The 22574-nt window shown below is 55.9% G+C and carries 16 protein-coding genes; 10 read left to right on the forward strand and 6 right to left on the reverse strand.

What is annotated here, in order from left to right; genetic code table 11:
- Positions 1–27 precede the first annotated feature (27 nt).
- The 4 genes from AC6I8J_RS05695 to AC6I8J_RS05710 all read left to right on the forward strand — a co-directional run bounded on the left by AC6I8J_RS05695 (position 28) and on the right by AC6I8J_RS05710 (position 4219).
- A complete protein-coding gene (locus AC6I8J_RS05695) occupies positions 28–420 on the forward strand; it encodes a YbhQ family protein (RefSeq protein WP_031594396.1) in 393 nt (130 codons plus the stop codon).
- A gap of 217 nt (positions 421–637) precedes the next feature.
- Positions 638–2008, forward strand: a complete 1371-nt coding sequence (rhlE, locus tag AC6I8J_RS05700; RefSeq protein ID WP_110331543.1) for an ATP-dependent RNA helicase RhlE — start codon at positions 638–640, stop codon at positions 2006–2008.
- 2 nt (positions 2009–2010) lie between these two features.
- Positions 2011–2961 (forward strand): tRNA dihydrouridine(16) synthase DusC, encoded by a 951-nt coding sequence (gene dusC, locus AC6I8J_RS05705; protein WP_161736221.1) that lies wholly within the window; start codon positions 2011–2013, stop codon positions 2959–2961.
- Positions 2962–3031: 70 nt separating this feature from the next.
- Positions 3032–4219, forward strand: a complete 1188-nt coding sequence (locus AC6I8J_RS05710; protein ID WP_497825162.1) for an MFS transporter — start codon at positions 3032–3034, stop codon at positions 4217–4219.
- A gap of 20 nt (positions 4220–4239) precedes the next feature.
- Here AC6I8J_RS05710 and AC6I8J_RS05715 read toward each other — a convergent pair whose 3' ends face one another.
- A complete protein-coding gene (locus tag AC6I8J_RS05715) occupies positions 4240–5841 on the reverse strand; it encodes an inorganic phosphate transporter (RefSeq protein ID WP_222924316.1) in 1602 nt (533 codons plus the stop codon).
- Positions 5842–6099: 258 nt separating this feature from the next.
- Between AC6I8J_RS05715 and AC6I8J_RS05720 the strand changes: the two genes are divergently transcribed.
- The 3 genes from AC6I8J_RS05720 (at position 6100) to AC6I8J_RS05730 (ending at position 9462) form a co-directional block, all read left to right on the forward strand.
- Complete coding sequence (locus tag AC6I8J_RS05720; protein ID WP_222924315.1) at positions 6100–7974, forward strand: type VI secretion system family protein; 1875 nt, start codon at positions 6100–6102, stop codon at positions 7972–7974.
- Positions 7965–8624, forward strand: coding sequence for a DUF2931 family protein (locus AC6I8J_RS05725; RefSeq protein ID WP_222924314.1), 660 nt, complete (start codon positions 7965–7967; stop codon positions 8622–8624). Before AC6I8J_RS05720 ends, AC6I8J_RS05725 begins: the two co-directional genes overlap by 10 nt.
- A gap of 181 nt (positions 8625–8805) precedes the next feature.
- Positions 8806–9462, forward strand: coding sequence for a DUF2931 family protein (locus AC6I8J_RS05730; protein ID WP_222924313.1), 657 nt, complete (start codon positions 8806–8808; stop codon positions 9460–9462).
- 209 nt (positions 9463–9671) lie between these two features.
- On the opposite strand, the gene AC6I8J_RS05735 is transcribed toward AC6I8J_RS05730, so the two are convergent.
- The 3 genes from AC6I8J_RS05735 to AC6I8J_RS05745 form a co-directional block, all read right to left on the reverse strand.
- Entirely contained in the window at positions 9672–10793 is a 1122-nt protein-coding gene (locus tag AC6I8J_RS05735; protein ID WP_222924312.1) for a L,D-transpeptidase family protein, read from the reverse strand.
- Between the two features lie 214 nt (positions 10794–11007).
- On the reverse strand, positions 11008–12822 hold the full coding sequence (locus tag AC6I8J_RS05740; protein WP_161736217.1) for a glycoside hydrolase family 15 protein: 1815 nt from the start codon (positions 12820–12822) through the stop codon (positions 11008–11010).
- 202 nt (positions 12823–13024) lie between these two features.
- Positions 13025–13606, reverse strand: a complete 582-nt coding sequence (locus AC6I8J_RS05745; protein WP_161736216.1) for a DedA family protein — start codon at positions 13604–13606, stop codon at positions 13025–13027.
- Positions 13607–13811: 205 nt separating this feature from the next.
- Between AC6I8J_RS05745 and AC6I8J_RS05750 the strand changes: the two genes are divergently transcribed.
- The 3 genes from AC6I8J_RS05750 (at position 13812) to AC6I8J_RS05760 (ending at position 18198) form a co-directional block, all read left to right on the forward strand.
- On the forward strand, positions 13812–14399 hold the full coding sequence (locus tag AC6I8J_RS05750; protein ID WP_161736215.1) for a Yip1 family protein: 588 nt from the start codon (positions 13812–13814) through the stop codon (positions 14397–14399).
- A gap of 179 nt (positions 14400–14578) precedes the next feature.
- Positions 14579–15526: a D-alanyl-D-alanine endopeptidase gene (pbpG, locus tag AC6I8J_RS05755; protein WP_161736214.1), complete on the forward strand. Its 948-nt coding sequence runs from the start codon at positions 14579–14581 to the stop codon at positions 15524–15526.
- A 227-nt stretch (positions 15527–15753) separates the two neighbouring features.
- On the forward strand, positions 15754–18198 hold the full coding sequence (locus tag AC6I8J_RS05760) for a DUF3772 domain-containing protein (protein ID WP_253421382.1): 2445 nt from the start codon (positions 15754–15756) through the stop codon (positions 18196–18198).
- Positions 18199–18275: 77 nt separating this feature from the next.
- On the opposite strand, the gene AC6I8J_RS05765 is transcribed toward AC6I8J_RS05760, so the two are convergent.
- Complete coding sequence (locus AC6I8J_RS05765) at positions 18276–20927, reverse strand: beta-N-acetylhexosaminidase (RefSeq protein WP_497825163.1); 2652 nt, start codon at positions 20925–20927, stop codon at positions 18276–18278.
- Between the two features lie 48 nt (positions 20928–20975).
- Positions 20976–22343, reverse strand: a complete 1368-nt coding sequence (chiP, locus tag AC6I8J_RS05770) for a chitoporin ChiP (protein ID WP_497825633.1) — start codon at positions 22341–22343, stop codon at positions 20976–20978.
- Positions 22344–22574 lie beyond the last annotated feature (231 nt).

The raw sequence follows: 22574 nt of genomic DNA on the forward strand, positions 1-22574 counted from the left end.
ACCTGTTGGGTCTGCCAGGAGAATTGAATGAAATGGTCTAATCGTATTCAAATCATCACGGGTCAGACGTTGTTGCATATCGCTATGCATCTGCTGGTGATCGCTGCGCTGATCTGGGGCTGGAAACACAAGGCGCTGGTTGATGTCTGCAGCACGCTGGTGGCGATGTACGCACTGGTTTTTGTTGCCATGCTGGTGACACAGCGTATCGCCCGTTTACGTACGCTCGGCGATTATCTTGAAGAAGCGACCACCACTTACTACTTTGGCGCCGCCATGATGACGCTGTTCCTTGTGTCGCGGATTTACCACAACAACCTGCTGCTGGCCTGTCTCGGCGTAGTGATGTTGCTGGGTCCGGCGCTGGTTTCGCTGCTGGCGAAAGAGCCACCGCGGCGCATCGAAAATAAACGTAGTTAAGTTGAAGGCCACCGCGAGGTGGCCTTCCTGTTTCTGCACCGTTAAGTTATGTCAGTAAATGTGAGCTACCTCGCACACTTCATTTAAAGCTGCTACACTCGCCCGCTTACGCATCGTAGTTTGTGCCCTTTTCACGCGTCAGCCCCAGCTGCCGTCACTATCCCTCTGAAAACTACACCGTGAATCACGGCCAGAGCGGACCGGAGTAAACCACGTAATGTCATTTGACTCTCTCGGCCTGAGTGCCGATATTTTGCGCGCGGTTGCCGAACAAGGCTACAGCGAACCTACACCTATCCAGCGCCAGGCGATTCCTGTGGTGCTGGCAGGCCGCGATCTGCTGGCGAGTGCCCAGACCGGCACCGGCAAAACGGCCGGCTTTACCTTACCGTTGTTACAGAAACTCTCTGCCACCGCGACGCCCGTACGCGGTCGTCGCCCGGTACGCGCCCTGATCCTGACCCCGACCCGTGAACTCGCGGCGCAGGTCGGCGAAAACGTCAGCGACTACAGCAAATATCTCTCGCTGCGTTCGCTGGTGGTGTTTGGTGGCGTCAGCATCAATCCACAGATGGTCAAGCTGCGTGGCGGTGTCGATGTGCTGGTCGCCACGCCAGGTCGCCTGCTGGATCTGGCGCAACAGAATGCCGTTGACCTGTCACAGGTCGAAATTCTGGTGCTGGATGAAGCGGACCGTATGCTGGATATGGGCTTTATCCACGACATCCGTCGCGTGCTGGCCCGTCTGCCGGCTAAACGTCAGAACCTGCTGTTTTCGGCCACCTTCTCGGATGAGATCAAAGGCCTGGCGGAAAAACTGCTGACCAACCCGGAAATGATTGAAGTGGCTCGCCGCAACACCGCTTCTGAGCAGGTGGCGCAGCAGGTGCATTTCGTTGATAAGAAGCGTAAGCGGGAACTGCTGTCGCAGCTGATCGGCGAAGGTAACTGGCAGCAGGTGCTGGTCTTTACCCGTACCAAACACGGCGCTAACCACCTTGCCGAGCAGCTGGGCAAAGATGGCATCACCGCTGCCGCGATCCACGGCAATAAGAGCCAGGGTGCCCGTACCCGTGCGCTGGCCGACTTTAAGTCAGGCGGCATTCGCGTGCTGGTTGCGACCGATATCGCGGCCCGTGGCCTGGATATCGAAGAGCTGCCACACGTCGTGAACTACGAGCTGCCTAACGTCGCCGAAGATTACGTTCACCGTATTGGCCGTACCGGCCGTGCGGCTGCAACCGGTGTCGCACTGTCGCTGGTCTGCGTCGATGAGCACAAACTGCTGCGTGATATCGAACGTCTGCTGAAGCGTGAAATCCCGCGTCTGGCGATTGAGGGTTATGAACCCGATCCGAGCATCAAAGCGGAGCCGATCATCAACGGTCGTCAGCAGCAGTCTCGCGGCGGTGCAGGTGGCGGCGGTCGTGGGCGTGGTCAGGGCGGACAGGGTGCAGGCGCATCGCGTTCATCTTCATCCGGCGACAAACGTCCTCAGGCGCGTCGTCAGAGCCAGGCTGCGCCTCAGGGCGATAAGCCCGCAGCCCGTCCGCGTCGTCCGGCTCCGAAGCGCACCGGAAACGTCTGAGTATGAGGGTTTTACTGGCTCCGATGGAAGGCGTGCTGGATTCACTGGTGCGCCAGCTGCTATCGGAAGTGAATGACTACGATCTCTGCATCACTGAGTTTTTGCGCGTAGTCGATCAACTGCTGCCGGTAAAATCCTTCACCCGTCTCTGCCCCGAACTGCATCACGGCAGCCGTACGCCATCCGGCACGCGGGTGCGTATGCAGCTGCTGGGGCAGCATCCCGAATGGTTAGCCGAGAACGCCGCACGCGCGGTGGAACTGGGTTCCTGGGGTGTTGATCTCAACTGTGGCTGTCCCTCTAAACTGGTCAACGGCAGCGGAGGCGGTGCAACCCTTCTGAAAGATCCCGATCTGATTTATCGCGGCGCGAAAGCGATGCGTGAAGCGGTGCCTGCCGATTTGCCGGTGACGGTAAAAGTGCGGCTCGGCTGGGATTCCAGCGCCCGCAGCCTGGAGATTGCCGACGCGGTCCAGCAGGCCGGTGCCAGCGAGCTGACAGTACATGGGCGCACTAAAGAAGAGGGCTATCGCGCAGAAGCGATCAACTGGCAGGCGATTGGCGACATTCGTCAGCGGCTGCGCATTCCGGTGATTGCCAATGGCGAAATATGGGACTGGCAAAGCGCGCAACACTGTATGGCGGTCACCGGCTGCGATGCGGTGATGATTGGCCGTGGCGCACTGAACATCCCCAACCTGAGCCGGGTCGTAAAATATAATGAGCCGCCGATGGCCTGGCCCGATGTGGTGCGGTTATTGCAAAAATATAGTCGGCTGGAGAAGCAGGGCGATACCGGCCTCTATCACGTGGCGCGTATCAAACAGTGGCTCGGTTATCTGCGCAAAGCGTACGGCGAAGCCGATGGCTTATTCAGTGAAATCCGTGCGTTAAAAAACTCGGGTGACATCGCGCAGGCGATTGACCGTCATGCACATGTTCATGGTTTGTGATAAAAAATCAGGCGACCCTTTAGCAGCCTGACGGTATAGTGGGCAAAATTTCCCACACCACAAGCCTGCTATGTCTGACAACGCTGTGTTGAGCAACAGTCAGCTCAACAAACGAATCCTCTCCGTTATTATCTTCACCTTCTTCTGCTATCTCTCTGTCGGACTGCCGCTGGCCGTGCTGCCGGGCTTCGTCAAAAATCAGCTTGGTTTCAGCTCCTTTATTGCTGGTCTGATTATCAGTATTCAATATTTTGCGACGCTGCTCAGCCGTCCACAGTCGGGCCGTCTCGCCGATCGCCTGGGGCCAAAACGGGTGGTGATGCTGGGACTAATCTGCTGCGGCATGAGCGGGGTGCTGACTATCGTGGCCGCACTGCTGAGCAGCTGGCCCTGGCTGAGCCTGGCGCTGCTGGCTATCGGGCGACTGTTTCTCGGCGTGGGGGAAAGCTTCAGCAGCACCGGCTCAACCCTGTGGGGTATGAACATCGTCGGGCCACTGCAGACCGCGCGCGTCATCTCCTGGAACGGCGTCGCCACCTATCTGGCGATGGCCGTTGGTGCGCCGCTGGGCGTGCTGCTGAACAGTCAGTTTGGCATGAGCGGATTTGCCGGACTGATTGCGCTGATGGGCGTCGTCGGGTATCTGATGGCCAGCCGCAAACCGGCGGTCACCGTCAGCGTGGGTGAGCGCATTCCCTTTCATCGCGTCTTCTCCCGCGTCTGGCTTTATGGCCTGGCGCTGGGCTTCGGCACTATCGGCTTTGGCGTCATCGCCACCTTTATCACTCTCTATTTTGCCAGCCGTGACTGGCAGGGCGCGGCCTATGCGCTGACACTGTTCAGTCTGGGGTTTGTGCTGGTGCGGCTGGGGTTTGGTCGCTTCATTACTCGCTTTGGCGGACTGCGCGTGTCACTTTTCTCTTTTCTGCTGGAGTGTCTGGGACTGCTGATTATCTGGCAGGCTGACAGCGCCTGGCTGGTAGGCGCGGGCGCGTTTCTCACCGGCAGCGGCTTTTCGCTGGTCTTCCCGGCGCTGGGCGTTGAGGCGGTAAAACGGGTTGAGCGTCAGGATCAGGGTTCGGCGCTGGGCACCTATTCCGCGTTTCTCGATCTGGGGCTGGGCTTAACCGGCCCGGTGGCGGGACTGTTTATCGGACACTGGGGGATGCAGTCGGTCTATCTGGCTGCCGCCGTAATGGTACTGGGCGCGCTGCTGATTACGCTGCGGCTTTATAGGCAGCAACGGCTCACCACCTGACCGGTGGTGAGCGCTGACTATCAGAAATGGGTAAACGCCCAGTAGAGCAGGGCGGAGAGCAGAATGGAGACCGGCAGCGTTAATACCCAGGCCACAGCCAGATTACGCAGGGTTGAAAACTGCAGACCAGAGCGGTTGGCCGCCATGGTGCCTGCTACGCCGGACGACAATACATGGGTGGTTGACACCGGCAGGCCAAAGCCATCGGCTGCGCCAATGGTCATCATCGCCACCAGCTCGGCGCTGGCACCCTGGGCATAGCTCAGATGGGTTTTCCCGATGCGTTCTCCCACCGTCACCACAATCCTGCGCCAGCCGACCATGGTGCCCAGCCCCAGCGCAATTGCCACCACCACTTTCACCCACATCGGAATAAAGCGGGTGGCGCTATCGAGTTCAGTTTTCACCGCTTTCAGATTGCGTTCGGTCTCCTGCGGCAGTGTGACCTTTGCGGTCTGCAGGTGCTTAATCGACTCCGAGGCCAGATACATCTGATTGCGGGTGTTGGTCACCGCCTGGGCAGGAATGTTATCCATCGAACCGTAGCGGCGAATCTGATCGCCCACCTCGTTAAGCGTCCTGGCCAGCGCCGGTAACACCCCGGCATTCATCTGGTTGCTGCCGACAAAACCGGTCAGCACGTCGCGCGCCGCCGGAGGATGTGCTGTCGCCGGTTGCAGTTGCAGCAGCTGATGGGCGGTCACCTCGGTCAGTGCGGCCACGCGTGGGATCTGATCGGCCGGCAGCGATCGGTTCAGGGCGTAAGCGATCGGCATAGTGCCCACCAGGATCAGCATAATCAGCCCCATTCCTTTCTGTCCATCGTTGGAGCCGTGCGCAAAGGAGACGCCGGTGCAGGTCAGGATCAGCAGACCACGGATCCAGACCGGCGGCGGCTGGTCACTTTTCGGCGCCTGATAAAGCTGGCGATTACGGATAAACATCTTCATCACCCACAGCAGCAGCCCGGCGCAGACAAAACCGACCACCGGCGACAGCAGCAGGGCATAGCCGACCTTAAGTGCCTGATCCCAGTCCACGCCGCTCAGTCCGCTACGGCCGTGCAGCATGGCGTTAGCCACCCCAACGCCGATAATTGAGCCAATCAGCGTATGCGACGACGACGAGGGCAGACCGAAATACCAGGTGCCCAGATTCCAGATAATGGCGGAGAAGAGCAGCGCATAGACCATGGCAAAGCCGTTGCCGCTGCTGGCCTGCAGGATCAGCTCGACCGGCAGCAGCGAGATAATGCCAAACGCCACCACGCCGCTGGAGAGCAGCACGCCCATAAAGTTACAGAAACCGGACCAGACTACCGCCACGCCGGGCGTCAGCGAATGGGTGTAGATTACCGTGGCGACCGCGTTGGCGGTATCGTGAAAGCCATTGACGAACTCAAAGCCGAGCGCAATCAGCAGCGCCAGTCCCAGCAGAAAGAACGGCAGATAGCTGGTGACCGGCATATTGGTTTCTTCAACATCATTGACCAGGTTAAGTCCGGCGAACGCCAGTCCGGCGACCAGCAGAATGAAAAACAGCGGCTTACTGAAGCGACTGCCCTTGCCGTTGAAATCGGGGCGTCCCCGGGCTGATGAGGAGGAGAGACTGTTTTCGCTCATGGTGTACCTCACGTGGCTGATGCCGGATGCTGATTTGCATCGGATTAACAGAGTGTGATACGCGCTTTCTATGACAGATTAATGATGGCAGGTCTTGCGGAAAAGTTTCTTTACCTGATGGCGATATTAAAAGCTAACACCATTAACAGCGATGCCACATTCAGGCACTGGGACCGCTAACAGAAGCCTGTAATTTGGGTTAAGTCATAATTAAGGTATGATGCGTTTACTTAATAGCCATAAAGTTCATGAGGGATTATGACTGAAGGATTTTTTTTATATCACCTGGATAAAACCACCTGCGGCGGACGGATTCTTAGCGGCGCGTCTGATGAAACGTATACCATCGGCGGCATCGAGCGCCAGCAGGTCCGGGAGGGCGACCCGGTGACCTGCGGTAAACATGAAGGACGGTTTCGCGTCTGTGGGGGGATGGGGGACACCTATGAGGTGAATGGTGTCCTGAAAGAGTGGGCGGGCTCTCTTCACAGTTACAGCTCCTGCCCCTGTCGTGCCCGTTTTATTCCCTCCGTCAGCACGCACACTTACGAGATCGACTGCAACGCTGGCCGTGCAGCCGAACGGGCTGAGGCTGCGGAGAGAAAAGCACAGCAGTCAGATCCAGAACAGCGTGCACAGGCAGCGAAGAAGAAACGGGAAATCACGCTCACCATCGGTGTGTTCTTTGATGGAACGGGCAACAATGCGAATAACACAACCGACCGTCAGGCTGTCTGTACCGGCGCACATTTCGGAATGAACGATGCGGAGTCTAAGTCCGTTTTGCAGCAGTGCATACGACTGAATCGCGGAGTAAATGGAACCGCTGCCGGAAGTTATCTTGGCTATTACACCAATGTGCATTGGCTCAACACGCTATATAAGCAAGATGTAACGCCTGATACGGGGGGAGGACAGTACGCTATTTATATCGAGGGTATAGGCACGGAAGACGGGGTGGGTGACAACGCTTATGGTATGGGAACGGGCCGGGGAGATACCGGCGTGGTGAAAAAAACTGATAAGGCTGTTTCGGCGCTGATTAACGGTATTCAGGGCTATTTGAATAGGTACGATGAAGCCCGTACCTGCATTATTAAAGAGCTGCAGTTTGATATTTTTGGCTTCAGCCGTGGCGCTGCGGCGGCGCGGCATTTTGCCAACCGGGTATTCAGCCAGGACAGGACCATTATCTCGGCAATTAAGATCGGGCTGGGTGATGTTGAGTTCTCCGGCACCCCCGGCGGTAGAACCCGATTTCTGGGAATATTCGATACCGTGGCGGCCATCGGAACGCCGGTTAACGGCCTGAACCCGCACAGCGCAGATACAGGTGAGGTGAATCTGGTACTGCGTCCGGGCGTGGCGGAAAAGGTATTTCATATCACCGCGCAGCACGAATGCCGCTTTAACTTTGCACTGAACAGCGTCAAACCAGCCTGGCCTGAGCTGGCTCTTCCCGGTGCGCATTCCGACATTGGCGGAGGTTACAATCCTGAAGAACGCGAAGCCTGTTTCCTTACCCGGCCGGAGTTCGAAACTGTACCACTCTCAACTCCCGATACAGAAACGCGGATTTATCGGCAGACCTGCGCGCAGCTTAAAACGATGGACGGCTATCCGGCGATAGCGCCGCTGCTGAATGCGGTGGAGGTCAATGCAGATGTCTGGCATGACGACAGAATGCCAGCCGATCGTTACGGCACACTACAAAAGCGCAGCGGTGCGGCGCTGGTTATTGACAGACTAACCCGCAATGACTGGTCGAAGGTGGCGCTGCGGGTGATGCTTGATGCGGCGCAGGATGCCGGTGTGGTGTTTGAACCTGTCGATGAAACCAATCCTGATTTTGCGCTGGGTGCAGAAATGAATGGACTGAGTGAAAAAGCGATTGTCATGGGGCGTGCGGTTCGGAATAGTCAATTCGTACAGGGATTTACTACACCGGAAATTCTGATGCTGGCCGAGAAGTATATTCACTGCTCGGCTAACTGGAACAGCGTACTTAGAGACAGTGAAGGAAGGGTCAGCGGTGCAGTCAGACCGGCAAAGCTTGTGACATTTACTAACAGACCGGACGAGCGCTGGCAGCGTACGGTTTACGATATGGACGGAAATAAAATATGGAAATAAAACGTATGGCAGGGCTCCTTACTATTCTGGTATTGACTGGCTGTCAGGTAGAAGCACACACAAATGATTCTCCTCAGAATGGTGAACCAGCAGAATGGACCTTTGATTTTTTCACCCCAAAAGCGCTACCGGCATTAGTGACGTTCGCCGTTGTACAAGATGCTGAAGGTACGATTTATCGCTTTAACACGCTGAACAGCACTCCCGACCTGCCTAAAGTAATCGGTGGATGGAACGATAAAGATCGTGCGCCTGGCGGCTACTGGAATCACGTTGAGCGCCCGCCAAAGCATATTATTTTCTGCTGGGACTCAATTATCGATAAAAAAGTGTATGAGACGGCCCTGACTATTCCTAAAGCCGATCTGGAGAAAATGCTCAGGCCGGCCGGGCAGAAAGACTATTGGGGGAAAAAAGCATATTACGACAGAGTACAGATCGGTCTGGCTCCGGGGGGAAAGGTAGCCGTCTGGTTGCAGGGGATCCGATCTGAGCCTAATTATCGTATCACACCATCAATTCTGAAAACCGTCTCAGGAGACAAACTGGATATCTGTAAAGGAATAACCAAACATCCAAATGGATATAAATATTATGGAGATACACCTGATTTTATCAAAGGGAAAAAATATCCTTACGGCCGATGGTAACGATCCCGATATTTAATTAATTGGCTGAAAGATAGTCATTTCAGCCATTTTAAAAGGGTGGTTAGTGAAACTGTTAAAGAAGAGTCAGCAGTGCAGTCAAACCGGCAAAGCTTGTGACATTTACTAACCGGCTGGACGAACGCTGGCAGCGTACGGTTTACGATATGGACGGCAATAAAATATGGAAATAAGACGCATGGCGAGACTTATTACACTTCTGATACTGACTGGCTGTCACAGTGCAGGCCAGACGGGTCCGGCAGTGGTCAAAACTGATGCTCCCTCAGAGTGGAAATTCAATTTCTTCACGCCAAAAGCGTTACCTGCTCTGGTGACATTTGCCGTGATTCAGGGTGCTGATGGGACGATTTATCGCTTTAATACACTTAACAGTACTTCTGCACTGCCTGAGGTTATCGGTAAGTGGAATGATAAAGATCGTGCCTCTGGTGGCTACTGGAATCATATTGATCGCCCCCCTAAACATTTTATCTTTTGCTGGGACTCGGTAATTGATAAGAAAGTGTATGAGACCCATCTGACTGTCCCTGATGTCATCGTAAAAAAGATGAACAGTGCCAGTGGGAAAACGGACCCCTATAATAATACCTATGACACCATCCAGATTGGCCTGGCTCCGGAGGGGAAGGTAGCGGTATGGCTAAAAGGTATCGGGTTTGAGCCTAATTATCGCATTACACCGTCCGTCCTGAAAACTTTATCCGGAGATAAGCTGGATATCTGTAAAGGGATTACACGTTTTTCTGACGGCTATGAATACGGCAAAGATACTGAGATTTTTATCAAAGGAAAAAAATACCCTTACGGCCAATGGTAACGTTCCTGATATTTTTAATGCGGATTGAAGATATATTCACTTCGGGTAACTGGAACAGCGTATACAAAGACAATCAGAGAATGGCCAGTGTTGCATTCAGACCGGCGCAGTTGATGATCTCCTTTAACTGGCCAGATGAGCGCTATAGACCTAATTCAGGCAATAAAAAAGCCAGCGACAGGCGCCGGCTTCTAAAAGCAGGGCGGCAATTACGAGCTGGTATTGGCCGCGGCTGCCGGTGCTGCTGGTGTTACCGGAGCGGCCGGTGCGGCTGGCTCAGTGGTCGGCTGCTGTGGCTGCGCGGCATCACTGCTGGCACCCTGTGGGGTCACCGGCGTCATCGGTTCTTCCTGTGGTGCAGCCTGCGGGTTTTCCGGCGCCGGGACAGGTGCGGTCTGGATGTTGTTTTCCACACCGTTCACTTTTACCGGCATACCGGTGCGGCCCTGAATAGCGCCGTTAACCTGATCCTGATTGACGCTGGCATCAACCAGCACTTTGCTTACGGCCTGCGTCAGCGTAATCGGCACCAGTTCACGTGAGTTGAACTGCTCTTCGGTGGTCGACAGCGGGTTATGCACTTCAACGTACCGTGAGCCATCAGGCTCTACGGTCGCTTTTACCGGCTGGTCAACGAACTGTACGCGCGTGCCGACCGGCACGTTCTGATACAGCCACTTAATATCGTCAGCGCGCAGACGCACACAACCGTGGCTCACGCGCAGGCCGATACCGAAGTTGGCGTTGGTGCCATGAATCGCATAGAGACGACCGATATAGAGCGCGTAAAGCCCCATTGGGTTATCCGGGCCTGCCGGGAACACGGCTGGCAGCGTTTCACCGCGTGCCGCGTAATCCGCGTGCATACCTTTGGTTGGCGTCCAGGTCGGGCCATCTTTCTTACGTTCTACCGCTGTGGTCCAGTTAATCGGGGTATCTTTACCCAGTTCACCGATACCAATTGGCAACACCACCACGGTTTTGCTACCTTTCGGATAGTAATAGAGACGCATCTCCGCGCTGTTAATCACAATGCCTTCACGCGGTGCGTCAGGCAGGATCAGCTGCTGTGGGATGATCATTTTGCTGCCAGCTTTAGGCAGATAAACGTCAACACCCGGATTAGCTTCCAGCATATTGCTGAGGCCCATCTGGTACTGCGCCGCAAAAGCTTCCAGCGGCAGCTTGCTGTCTTCAGGAACCGTAATTTCAATATTTTCCCCGATCAGACGGCTGTTGGCCGGCGGTAACGGGTAAACCACAGCAAAGGCTGACTGGCTGAACGCTGCCAGGGCCAGAGCGATTGAAGCGAAAGCGCGAATAATTTTCATATTTTACAAGTCTTTATCGCCATATTTCAGGCTGGTCTATGTGTCGAATTCATGCTGGCCAATGTGACCTGCTGCGCATTATATGTTCATTAATCTGACGTTGTGAATCGGGATTTTAACCTGCCTGCAATACTTTACGTAAATTCACCGCGGATGTTAGCGCATTTCCGGAAAGCAGGGCGCTAAAAATGGGGCTTTCCGGGCTTATCGCTGACTAAGGTTGCCACTGCGTCTGTTCACCACTGAGTTTGCGATTCAGGAAAAAGGCGGCACTGATTAACGCCAGATGCGTCAGCGCCTGCGGCGTATTGCCCAGCGCATGACCGTGGCTGTCAAATTCCTCGGCGTACAGGCCCAGCGGATTGGCGTAGCTCAGCAGCTTCTCAAACTCAAAATGCGCCTCCTGAATCCGGCCTGCGCGCGCCAGACACTCGACATACCAGAATGAACAGGCACCAAAAGAGCCTTCCGATCCCTTAAGGCCATCGGCCGGTGTTTCATGCGTGTTGTAACGCCGCACCATACCATCGCTGACCAGATTGGTTTTGATCGCATCCAGCGTGGCAATCCAGTCCGGGTCGGTGGCACCGACGAAGCGCACCAGCGGCATCAGCAGCATGGAGGCATCAAGATGTTCCCCATGACGGGTGGCAGAGAAATGGCCGCGTTCACTGTTCCAGAAGTTTGCCCAGATATCTTCGCGGATCTCCCGACGCGCCCGATCCCAGCGTTCGTAAGGCATCGGCAGGGATCGCTTCATGCCCAGTCGCAATGCGCGATCCAGCGCCACCCAGCACATCAGACGCGAATGCAGGAAGTGTTCCGGCTCGCCGCGCATCTCCCAGATACCGGCATCGGGCTGATTCCAGTTATCACACAGCCAGTCGATCATTTTGACCACATGCTCCCAGCCGCGCTGAGAGATCGCCTCACCATACTTATTGGCCAGATAAACCGCATCCATCAGCTCGCCATAGATATCGAGCTGGGTCTGCTGCCAGGCGTCATTGCCGATGCGAACCGGACGGGAGTCGGCATAGCCGGAGAGATTGAGTAACTCCATCTCATGTAGCTCGGTGCCGCTGTCCAGCCGGTACATCACCTGCAGGCGCATCTCATCGTGATGGCTGTTTTCAACACAGCGTCCAACCCAGTGGGTAAAGTGTTTGGCTTCATCGACGTAGCCCAGCCGCATCAGGGCATACATGCTGAACGAGGCGTCGCGGATCCAGGAGGCGCGATAGTCCCAGTTGCGTTCGCCGCCCAGCTCTTCAGGCAGGCCAAAGGTTGCCGCCGCCGCAATCGAGCCGTGCTGATGTGAAGTCAGCAGCTTCAGGACCAGCGCCGAACGCTGCACCATCTCGCGCCAGCGTCCCTGATAGGTGCTGTGGGCGCTCCAGCGTCGCCAGTAGTTAAGCGTCTCTTCGAAACAGTGTTCGGTCGCCAGCGCTTCGATATGTGCATCATCCACGCTGCCAAATTCAAACTGCGCATGTTCGCCGGGCTTTAATGTGAAGTGGGCGGTGGCGCTGTCATCCTCCAGCGTCATGACCACGGAGGCCGCAAGGCGCAATGACGGCTGGCCTTCGGCATGGAAGTCGATGCAGCCGTTGTGCGCTTCGGCACGGGTCTGCGCCCGGGCATAGTCATGACGCGGTGAACAGTGCAGCTGGAAGGTTGCGCTGCCGCGGATCATTTTGACCCGGCGGATCAGGCGCGGCAGTTTGTTCTTATCATCACAAATCGGCATGTAGTCGGTGATTTCCGCTACGCCCTCATCATCCAGCCAGCGGGTCTGCAGAATATTGGTATCGGGCAGGTAAAGCTGCTGACGCCGCGCATTGGGCCAGTCAGGGGCCAGGGAGAAAAGGCCGGCATCATCGCTATCGAGCAGGGCGGCAAACACCGACGGGCTGTCGAGTTCCGGCCAGCAGAGATAATCAATGGTGCCGTCATTCGCGACCAGCGCACAGGTGCGCAAATCACCGATGACGCCGTGGTCTTCAATCTTACGTTTTACCTTACTCATCCTCATCTCCCTGTCAGTGTCCCTCCTAACTATAGCTGAGCCCGCCGATGCGGCTTCGTTTGGGCACAGATGGTTAACGCGGGGGTGAATAAGGACGGAGAGGGTAAGATGGGCGGATGAGACTTACATTATCGTCAGCAGGTCGCCAGACGCTGTTCAGCGTCTGGCGACCGGTGTGTTATCTGGTGAATACGCCGTTCATTTATTGCTGATCGGCCCGGCGGTTGTGCCAGCGGCGGATCACCCAGCGCAGCACAAAGGCGAAGACGACCGCGCCGACCAGCCACAGCAGATGTTTCAGATGCTGATCGAGTTTATGCAGCCACGGTGCGATGATGCCGCCCGCGAAATAGCCCAGCGTCACAAAGATCAGCGACCAGATAGCCGCCCCGATGACGTTGAGAATAAAAAATTTCATCGGGTTGAGGCGGCTGGCACCGATGATGATGGGACCAATCAGCCGGAAGCCATACATAAAGCGCACGCCAATCACGAACAGGCTGGGGCGGCGTTTAATCAGGCGGTTTGCCTTGACCACTTTGTCCTGATGCTTTTTAAAGCGGTGCAGGATCCGCGTGCCCCAGCGGCGACCGATCCAGTAGAGCAGTTGATCGCCAACAATGCCGCCGCCCATCGCGGCCAGCACCACTCCCACGTAATGCAGCAGCCCCTCATGCGCGGCAACACCGCCCAGCAACGTAAATGTTTCCCCCTCGGCGATACAGCCAATAAAAAGTGCCAGGTAACCGTACTGCGTAATTAATGCGTTGATATCCAGATGCAAAATGACCCTCCCTGTTCAGTGACTGTTTCTTCAAGTCTATACGCGATTTAGCTTTGCTTCCGCTCATGCCTCATGGGGCCGTTTATTTATGCTGTTTTTTTGTCCGGTCACCACGAAAATTTCACTGCCGTTTATACTTGAGAAGACGCTGCCCCTAAAGACGGATGCATCATCGGGCAGCCCACTGCATCAGAGGATTAAATCTATGAATCATGTCTGGGGTCTGCTGGCGCATCCGAATCAGGAAATGCGTCATATCAAGCAAGAGAATGAGAGCGTATCGCACCATTACACCCACCATGTTCTGTTGATGGCGGCGATTCCGGTGATCTGCGCCTTTATCGGTACAACTCAGCTGGGCTGGAATCTGGGCGAGGGGCAATATGTGCAACTTAACCTGGCAACCGGGATCGGGCTGGGCATTCTGTTCTATCTGATTATTCTGGGCGGTGTCGCGGTTATGGGACGCGTGATCCACTGGATGGCGCGTGATTTTCCGCAGCGTCCTGGCGTCCAGCGCTGCACCGTGTTTGCGGGATACGTGGCGACGCCACTGTTTCTCAGCGGGCTGGTGGCACTCTATCCGCTGGTCTGGCTCTGCGTGCTGGCCGCCGCTGTGGCGCTGCTCTACACCGGCTATCTGCTCTATATTGGCATTCCGCTGTTTCTGAATATCGATCGCGAAGAGAGTCTGCGGTTTTCCGGCTCTACACTTGCCATCGGCGTGCTGGTTTTTGAAGTGTTACTGGCATTGACCGTGGTGCTGTGGGGATATGGACCGCATCTGTTCTGACTGACCACTGCCGCCGCTCTGGCGGCAGTTCTCTTTTTACGCCCGGAAACAATCTCACCAGGAAATTTCTTAACCTTAAGCGTATGATGCTGCTGCCAGCCCGCGCGCCGACGTGAATGAAGCGGGCGGCCTGTGTCGGTCCGACACAGTACACAATCATAACCGGGTTTTTTTCTACGATGCCTGCAAAAATTCGCTCCACCCTGCTTTCGCTGGCGCTGCTCGTTTCCGGGCAGATTGTTTCACTTCCGGCGCAGGCGACGACTTCGCTGTCGCAACTTGCGCCTATTGCTCAGCCGCAGATCGCTTCTGGCAGTGCGATGATTGTCGACCTCACCACTAATAAAGTGCTCTTCTCCAGCCACCCGGATCGGGTCAGGCCGATTGCGTCCATCACCAAGCTGATGACCGCGATGGTGGTGCTGGATGCGCATCTGCCGATGAACGAGATGATTAACGTCGATGTCAGCCAGACGCCGGAAATGCGTGGTGTTTTCTCGCGCGTGAAGCTCAACAGCCAGATCAGCCGACGCAATATGATGTTACTGGCGCTGATGTCTTCAGAAAACCGTGCCGCCGCCAGCCTGGCGCACGCCTATCCGGGCGGTTATCGCGCCTTTATCCAGGCAATGAATGCCAAAGCGCGGTCACTTGGCATGAAACAGACCCGCTATGTAGAGCCAACCGGCCTCTCAACGCAGAACGTCTCCAGCGCACAGGATCTGGTGAAGTTACTCAAAGCGACGCGGGAATATCCGATGCTTGGCGCGCTCAGCACCACAAAAGAAGAGACGGCGGTGTTTGCCCATCCGAACTATGCGCTGCCGTTCCGCAATACCAACCATCTGGTCTATAAAAACGACTGGCATATTCAGCTGACCAAAACCGGTTATACCGACGAGGCGGGCCATTGCCTGGTGATGCGCACGATGATTAACAATCGTCCGGTGGCGCTGGTGGTGCTGGATGCCTTTGGCAAATATACCCACTTCGCCGACGCTAACCGTCTGCGCAGCTGGATTGAGACCGGCAAAGCCGCGCCAGTCCCCGCTGCTGCATTGGCGTATAAAAAGCAGAAGTCGGGCCAGGTTGCCAGCAATGGTGCCAGCAGTGCCGACGTTGAGTAGAGAATAGCGGGTGTCGCGCACGGCGCGCACTGGCATGACCTGCAGGCTGAGCAGGTCGCCGGGAAGAAGCAGGCAGAGGCGTACAGCGATGTTTACGCCGCTGCCTGTCCCGAATCAGCCCGAAAAATGCCCGTTATTCCTATATTGCCATCCCTTGCAAAGCCCTACACTTACGCGCGACTGGCGAGGGACGATCGCCTGAATTAAGCTGCCGGAATCTTACACATATGTTTATACGATCCCTTTTTGCATTGTTAATGCTGGCGCTGGTAGGGTTTGCCCCGGCGCTGGCGCTGGCCGCAGATGATGCGGCCGGTGCTGCTCAGGAACAGGATGCCCCGCCGAAGCTGAATGCCGCGGTTGAACTGCCGAAAATGCAGAAGATCCTCGACAAAATTAAAAGTCAGGTTTCTGTCGATGCTGGCGAAAACAAGCTGACGCAGCTGAATGAAATGGCGCTGGAGCTCTCCGGCAATGCCGATACGCTGGGTCAGGCGCTGGTTCCCGATCGCCAGCAACTGGAAGCCCAGTTGCAGGTGCTGGGTCCGGCCCCGAAAGCGGACAGCGGCGTCAAAGAGACGCCGGAGGTGACGCGCAAGCGTAACACGCTGGAGAGTCAGAAAAGCAAACTCGACGACCAGATTAAGCAGGCTGAAGGCATTAAAAATGGCGCACTGATGCTCTCCTCGCAGATTGTTAACCTGCGTCGCGATCAGCTGAAAAGCCAGCTGGCGCTGAACTCCGGCAGCATTCTCGGGGCGCGCTTCTGGTCACCGTTGCTCAGCACACAGGATCTGGATGGCGAGAAAATTGGTGAGTTCCTGCAGGAGTTGCAGGACACCGCAGCGCTTTCCTGGGAGCCGGGCTGGCGAGTCGGCAGTGTCTTCTGGCTGCTGGCGGCGCTGCTGGTGATGACGGCTGGCCGTCGTTACAGCGAAGAGTTTCTGGCCTGGATCAGCATTCACAAACTGCCGGAAGGTAAGCTGCGCCGCAGTTTCCTGGCGGCAGCGATAGCCCTGACCACCCTGGTGGCTGTCGTCCTCACCTTTAACTTCATCGCCCTGGCCTTTACCCGCCGTGATGAGGTTTCTGAAAACGTTCAGGACTTTGTGGATCAACTGGTTCGGCTCAGTGTCTTTTGTGGCCTGATTGCCGGACTGGGACGCGCTTTCCTCTCTACCCGTCGCCCCAGCTGGCGTTTACCGACCATCTCCAATGAAGTGGCGATGGCGTTAAAACCGTTTCCACCGATTACCGCCGTGCTGGTCTTTATCTTCCAGACGGTCGAGGCGTTTAACTACAGCGTCGGCACCAGCCTGAATACCACCATTTTTGCCAACGGGCTGACGGCCCTGCTGATCGGCAGCACCGCGCTGGCGATCAGCATGCGTACCAACCGCGTTCGTCGCCGTATGACTCAGGCGGGTACACCACCGGAGGCACGTTCTACGCTGGTCGGACTGATCCAGATGGGCCTGACGCTGACCGGGATCGCCATTCTGGTGTCGCTGCTCATCGGTTACGTCACGCTGGCGCGCTTCCTGAGTTATGAAGTGATCTGGTGCGGCCTGCTGTTTGGCTCGTTCTACTTCCTCAGTCATCTGCTGAAAGATGGCTGTGAGAGTCTCTTCTCAACCAGTAACGCTACCGGTCGTCGCATCCAGAGTTCGCTTAACATTAATGAGCGTCACCTGCAGCAGACGGCCACGCTGCTGGCGGCCATTGGTAAAACGTTCCTGGTGCTGATTGTCGCGCTGGCGCTGGTCAACGGCACCTTTGCCTCCTCAACGCCGATTGAGCTGCTGCAAAAAGTGATCGAGTTCTGGGGCGGTAAAGGACTCGAATCCCTGAACATCGTACCGGCGCACATGGTGAATGCGATAATCTGCCTGATTGTCGGAATCTATGTGCTGCGCTCGGTGCGTCGCTGGCTCGACACCGATTTCCTGCCAAAAACCACCATGGATGTGGGAATGCGGGTGTCGCTGGTGACGCTGTTCAGCAACATCGGTTACGTGCTGATTATCCTGCTTACCCTGTCGATCATGGGTCTGCAGTGGAACAAGCTGGCGTGGATCGTCAGTGCGCTGTCGGTTGGTATCGGTTTTGGCTTACAGGAGATCGTGAAGAACTTTATCTCGGGGCTGATTCTGTTAACCGAGCGTCCGGTTAAAGTCGGCGATCTGGTGAGCATCAGCGGCATCGAAGGGGACATCCGCCGCATTAACGTGCGTGCCACCGAGATTCAGCTGGGCGACAAGTCCACGGTGATTGTGCCTAACTCACAGTTTATCTCGCAGAACGTGCGCAATGCGACCATGGGCAATGCGCAGGGGGTGGTGACGATTACGCTGACTTTCCCCCTCGATATCGATCCGGTGAAGGTGCGCGATATTCTGCTGGAGGTTTACAACGAGAATGAGCGCATTCTGGAGACGCCGGAGCCGTCTGTTTCGTTTAAAGATCTGACCCAGCAGGGGATTGTGCTGAGCGTCACGGGTAACGTGGCGGGTCAGCGCCAGATCTCAGGCGCGAAGAGCGACCTGCTGTTTGATATTCTGACGCGTCTGCGTAAAGAGGGCATCCTGCTCTCGACACCGCAAACCATGATTATTGAGCGCCGTCAGCAGATGGCGGGTGTGGCGCCGGTACCGGAAGAGAAGCTGGTTTAGGTGTGAAAGGGCCGACATCTGTCGGCCTTTTTTATATTCACAACGCTGGCTTCTCAGCTCATGCTTAATCCCGCTTACTACAACGTTTCCACGCGACTGGTGCGCTGGCCGTCACGGCTGACGGAGCGGATTGTCACGGCACCGCTGATCTGCGGCGGTCTGTTAGCATCGTAGCGCTGCCAGTTAGCCCCTTTGTCCAGGCTGTACTCCAGCATCACGCCGGGCAAGGCGACATTCATCGACAGGATGCCATCTACGATTTTTGCTCCCGGCACCGGCAGGCGATAATCGATACCCGCTTTATCCAGCTTCGCCAGTTCCCGTTGTCCCAGCAGGTTGGCAAATCGCTGCCAGTCATGCAGGCGTGCCTGCTGATCGACGAGATGGGTTTTGCCTCCCGTGTATTCCTGACCTGGCTGGTAATCCCGCTCCCAGCTGGCGCGGTGCCAGCTTCGTTCCGCGACCGCAAACAGGCGCGGATAGATCATGTGCTCCATCTGGGCGTCAGTACGCACGGTTTCACTCCACAGCTGGGCCGACATGCCATAAGCACCACTCCACGGCTTCTCTGATTTGGCGCTGAAAAAATTGCCGTCGCGATCCACCGAGGTCTCCGCATTCTGCGGCAGGTTGTCCGGTGCAAAGCCAAAGATTTTACGCTCGTCGTTGAAACGTGTGCCCCAGTAGTAGCCGCGCTCCAGCGGGTTCACCTCATACGGGAAGTCCAGATAGAGGTAGTCAGGACTGGAGATCACGACATCGTATCCTTTCTGTGACCAGTCGGGGGCACTGTCAAAACCGCCCCAGTAGAGGGTATCCCAGAAGTTGACCGCAACGCGCGGGGTAGCGAAGGCTGCGGCATTTCTGGCATCTTTTAAACCATCCTGCCACGCCTGCATTTTGCCAATGCCGTGGCGGTTAACAATTTCACTGACGGACAGGGCGAAATAGCTCGGCAGGTGCGCCAGATCTTCCACTTTGCCGCTCTTCACCAGCGCCTGGCACGCCTGCGATTTCGCCCACGGCAGATCTTCGTTACGCCAGTCGCGCAGGCCGGTACCTGGTTTAGGGTTATTTTTGTCAGAGTAGCCTGCACCCAGGCGGATATTCTTCGCTTCATCCCCGCCGAAATGCCAGGTGCTTAATGGCTGTCCCGCTTCCTGATGCATCGCCTGAACCTCACCGATCACCTTGTCGACAAAGCGCTGAGAACCCGCAATGCAGGGATTGAGATAGCTGGTGCGGTCGTAAAGCTGCACCGAGGTGGTATTGGAGTCGTCGGTGGGATCGATCAGGCGGTACGCGCTGGCCTGTTCAGCGTCTCCCGCTTTCATCAGCCGCTGATAGCGCGCTTCCATTGAGATGACCGCCGCACGGGCGTGGGCGGGCATATCAATTTCCGGGATCACCTGAATGTGGCGCGCCTGCGCATATTTCACAATGTCGATGTAGTCAGCACGACTGAAGTAGCCGCTACCGTTGTTATCGCTGAACGGACCGGAACCGAGCTGCGGCAGCAGACAACGCTGTTCGGTCAGGTCATGACAGCGTTTAGCGCCCACGTCAGTCAGTTCCGATAAGCCAGGAATTTCAATCCGCCAGCCCTCATCGTCACTCAGGTGAAAGTGAAAGCGGTTCATCTTCCACGCCGCCATCTGATCAAGCAGCCGCATCACCGCCTGCTTACTGTGAAAGTTACGGGCAACATCAAGAAACGCGCCGCGATAAGCAAAGCGCGGCGCATCATGGGCTTCCAGCGCGGCGATACGCGCCGCACCTTCGCCAGGTACCAGTGAGAGAATCGACATCAGACCGTAGAAAGCCCCGGCAGCATCGTAGGCCACCACAATGGCGCGGCGGGGCGTGATATCCAGATTGTATGCGCCCGATTTCGCCGTTATGCCGCTGAAGTGGTCCGGCTTGATCTGTGTCGTGATGGCGAATCCATCTGGCGCTTCTTTCAGGCCGAGCAGGGTCAGGCGCTGTTTTACCGCTTCACCGGTTTCAGGTGTCAGCCCGGTAAGCATCAGCCTGACGCCGCGGCTGAGATCGGCATCCTGCGGGCGGAGCTTCATCTCAAGCGGCGTGGGTGTGATTTGACCGCGCAGCGCAGAGACGGGCAGGGCAGCAACATCGCTGTTTTTATCAAACCGGCTGACGGGCTGCATCAGGACATTGTGGTCATCGGCACTGCGTCGCCAGTGATCACCCAGCGGCAACATAAACTGGCTGGGGTCTTCATGGTCGGTGCTGGCAATAATTTTGGGCGTTGCCTGCCCGGACGTGACATACCAGCGCGGCATCACATCAGTGACAAACAGCTGCCAGTATTCATTAACGATGGGAATCTGCACCGACTCACCTGCACCAATGCCGGTAAACTTGTCCGTCGGCTCCAGTCGGGTTAAGTCGCCAACCAGGTGGGTCATTTTAAACTGATCGTTTTCGACCCGCAGCGTCTGGTGAACGTTGCTCATGTAGATGGCCCAGTGTTTGTCGGTCAGTGCCGGGCCGTTATTGGTCAGGGTAATGGTCGCGCGATTGCAGGCGGCATAGTCGGCACCCAGCGCGGCGCAGTCGGTACCATTCAGAGCGGCCTGGTTGTCATTCACCTGATAAGTGATGCCAGACTGGCTGATTTGGTTCACCACCTGCTGCGCTGACGAGCTGGCGTGGCCTGAGGCTGCAGCGCCCAGCAGAGTGAGCGCGATAAGGCTTAACTTAAACATATTGATTCATCCTTGCTGCTGAAGAGATATCCGGGAGTCTGCAGGGCGTCAGAACAGGGTAAACGGCACGATAACCATAAATTTGATGTCCTTTTCGTCCTGAAAAATGTTGCCGTAACCGCCGCTGTAACTGGGCAGATTGCTGTGGTTGTCGTAGCGGGTGTAATGCAGTTTAAACAGGGTATCTTTGGCGCGGCCCTGCTGGATTTGATAGATCAGATCAAGGTTCCAGGCGGACTCTTTCAGCCGCTGGCTCTGGTCAACGGTGGGCAGGGTGGCGGGTCTGGCATCCCAGCCCCAGACGTATGATGCGCCCACTTTCCAGCCCGCCAGTTGCCACGGCGTTAAGTCGAGCATCGCACCAGCAAAGACCGCTTTTTCGCCATTGGCGTTCCAGTCGGAACGGGCATCCCACCAGATATCCAGTCGGCCATTGGAGCTGGCATAGCCCGGCGTCATGCGCTGCAGGAAGAAGCCCTGATTGCCCTCTGCTTTGACCCAGCTGCCTTCGAGGCGCAGATCCACCGGGCCGACGTTGTAACCGATCGTGATTGCCTGAAGCCAGGCGAGGCCATCATAGACATCGCGGGGATTAGCGGCACCGCCCTGCACGTTGTCATGTGCGCCGTAAAACTGATAGCTGGTGGAGAGTGCATTGCCATAAGGCGTGGCCGACCAGGAGGCTTTGGCAAAATATTGATCCATATAATCCGCCGCCTGACCGAATGCCCCTTCAAGGACCAGATTATTCTTGAAGTCATATTTCATGCCGAATGAGTGCAGATAGCTGATATGCGTTTTGCCATCAGCCTGTCGGAAATCATATAAATCACGATACCAGGGCGCCTTATATTTATCACTCCACATCCACGAGAATGATAATGCTCCGGCTTCCTGGAAATCATATAGCGCACCCACTTCGACGCCGCGATAGGTGCCGGGTAAGAAACTCCAGTGCGGCGCAAGGATCGTCTGGCCGGTGGGCTGAATATAACCGGCGCGTAACCAGTATTCGTTATATTTTAATTTAAGCGCGGCTTTATAAACCGAAGCGCCGCCGCTGTCGCCATTCCACTTTTCATCCCAGCGGGTACGTGCCTTACTGAAGCCAATTTCATTAGGAGCGGCGGGGCCGCTGTTGGCGAGTTCAGCAGCGCCAAAAACGGCCAAGTCCAGACCCATCCACTCCCCGGCGTAACCTGACTGGAAGTCGAGATTACTGTTGAGCGAGGCGTGATGTAAATTAGCCCGATACTTTCCCTGAGAGTCACTGGCGGGATCGGTGTCTCTGCGATCCCGCTGCCGCTGCCAGTAAAAAACATTACCTTTTAGCGATGCGTCATCAATAAATCCGGCCGCATAAGCGGGAGATGAAATTATTGCTGACAGGGCTATTATCACAGTGGCTATTTCCATTAACGCTAAAGCGTAATTATTTTTCCGCATGACTCTTCCTCCCTGAATAAAATAAAGGTCATTAAACAGCTTTTAGTTTTAGTGGCGACAATCTATTTTTCGCGACGCGAATTATCAATTGGTGGCGGGGTATTTTGTGAGGTGTTGCGCAGAAACCGATGACAGTAAATAAAGCAGGTGCAATCTGGGAAGGAGAATTAATTTTTTGATGAAGATGTTAGTCATCAGCAG

It is taken from the genome of Pantoea sp. X-Soil-ISGK-355, assembly GCF_059730805.1.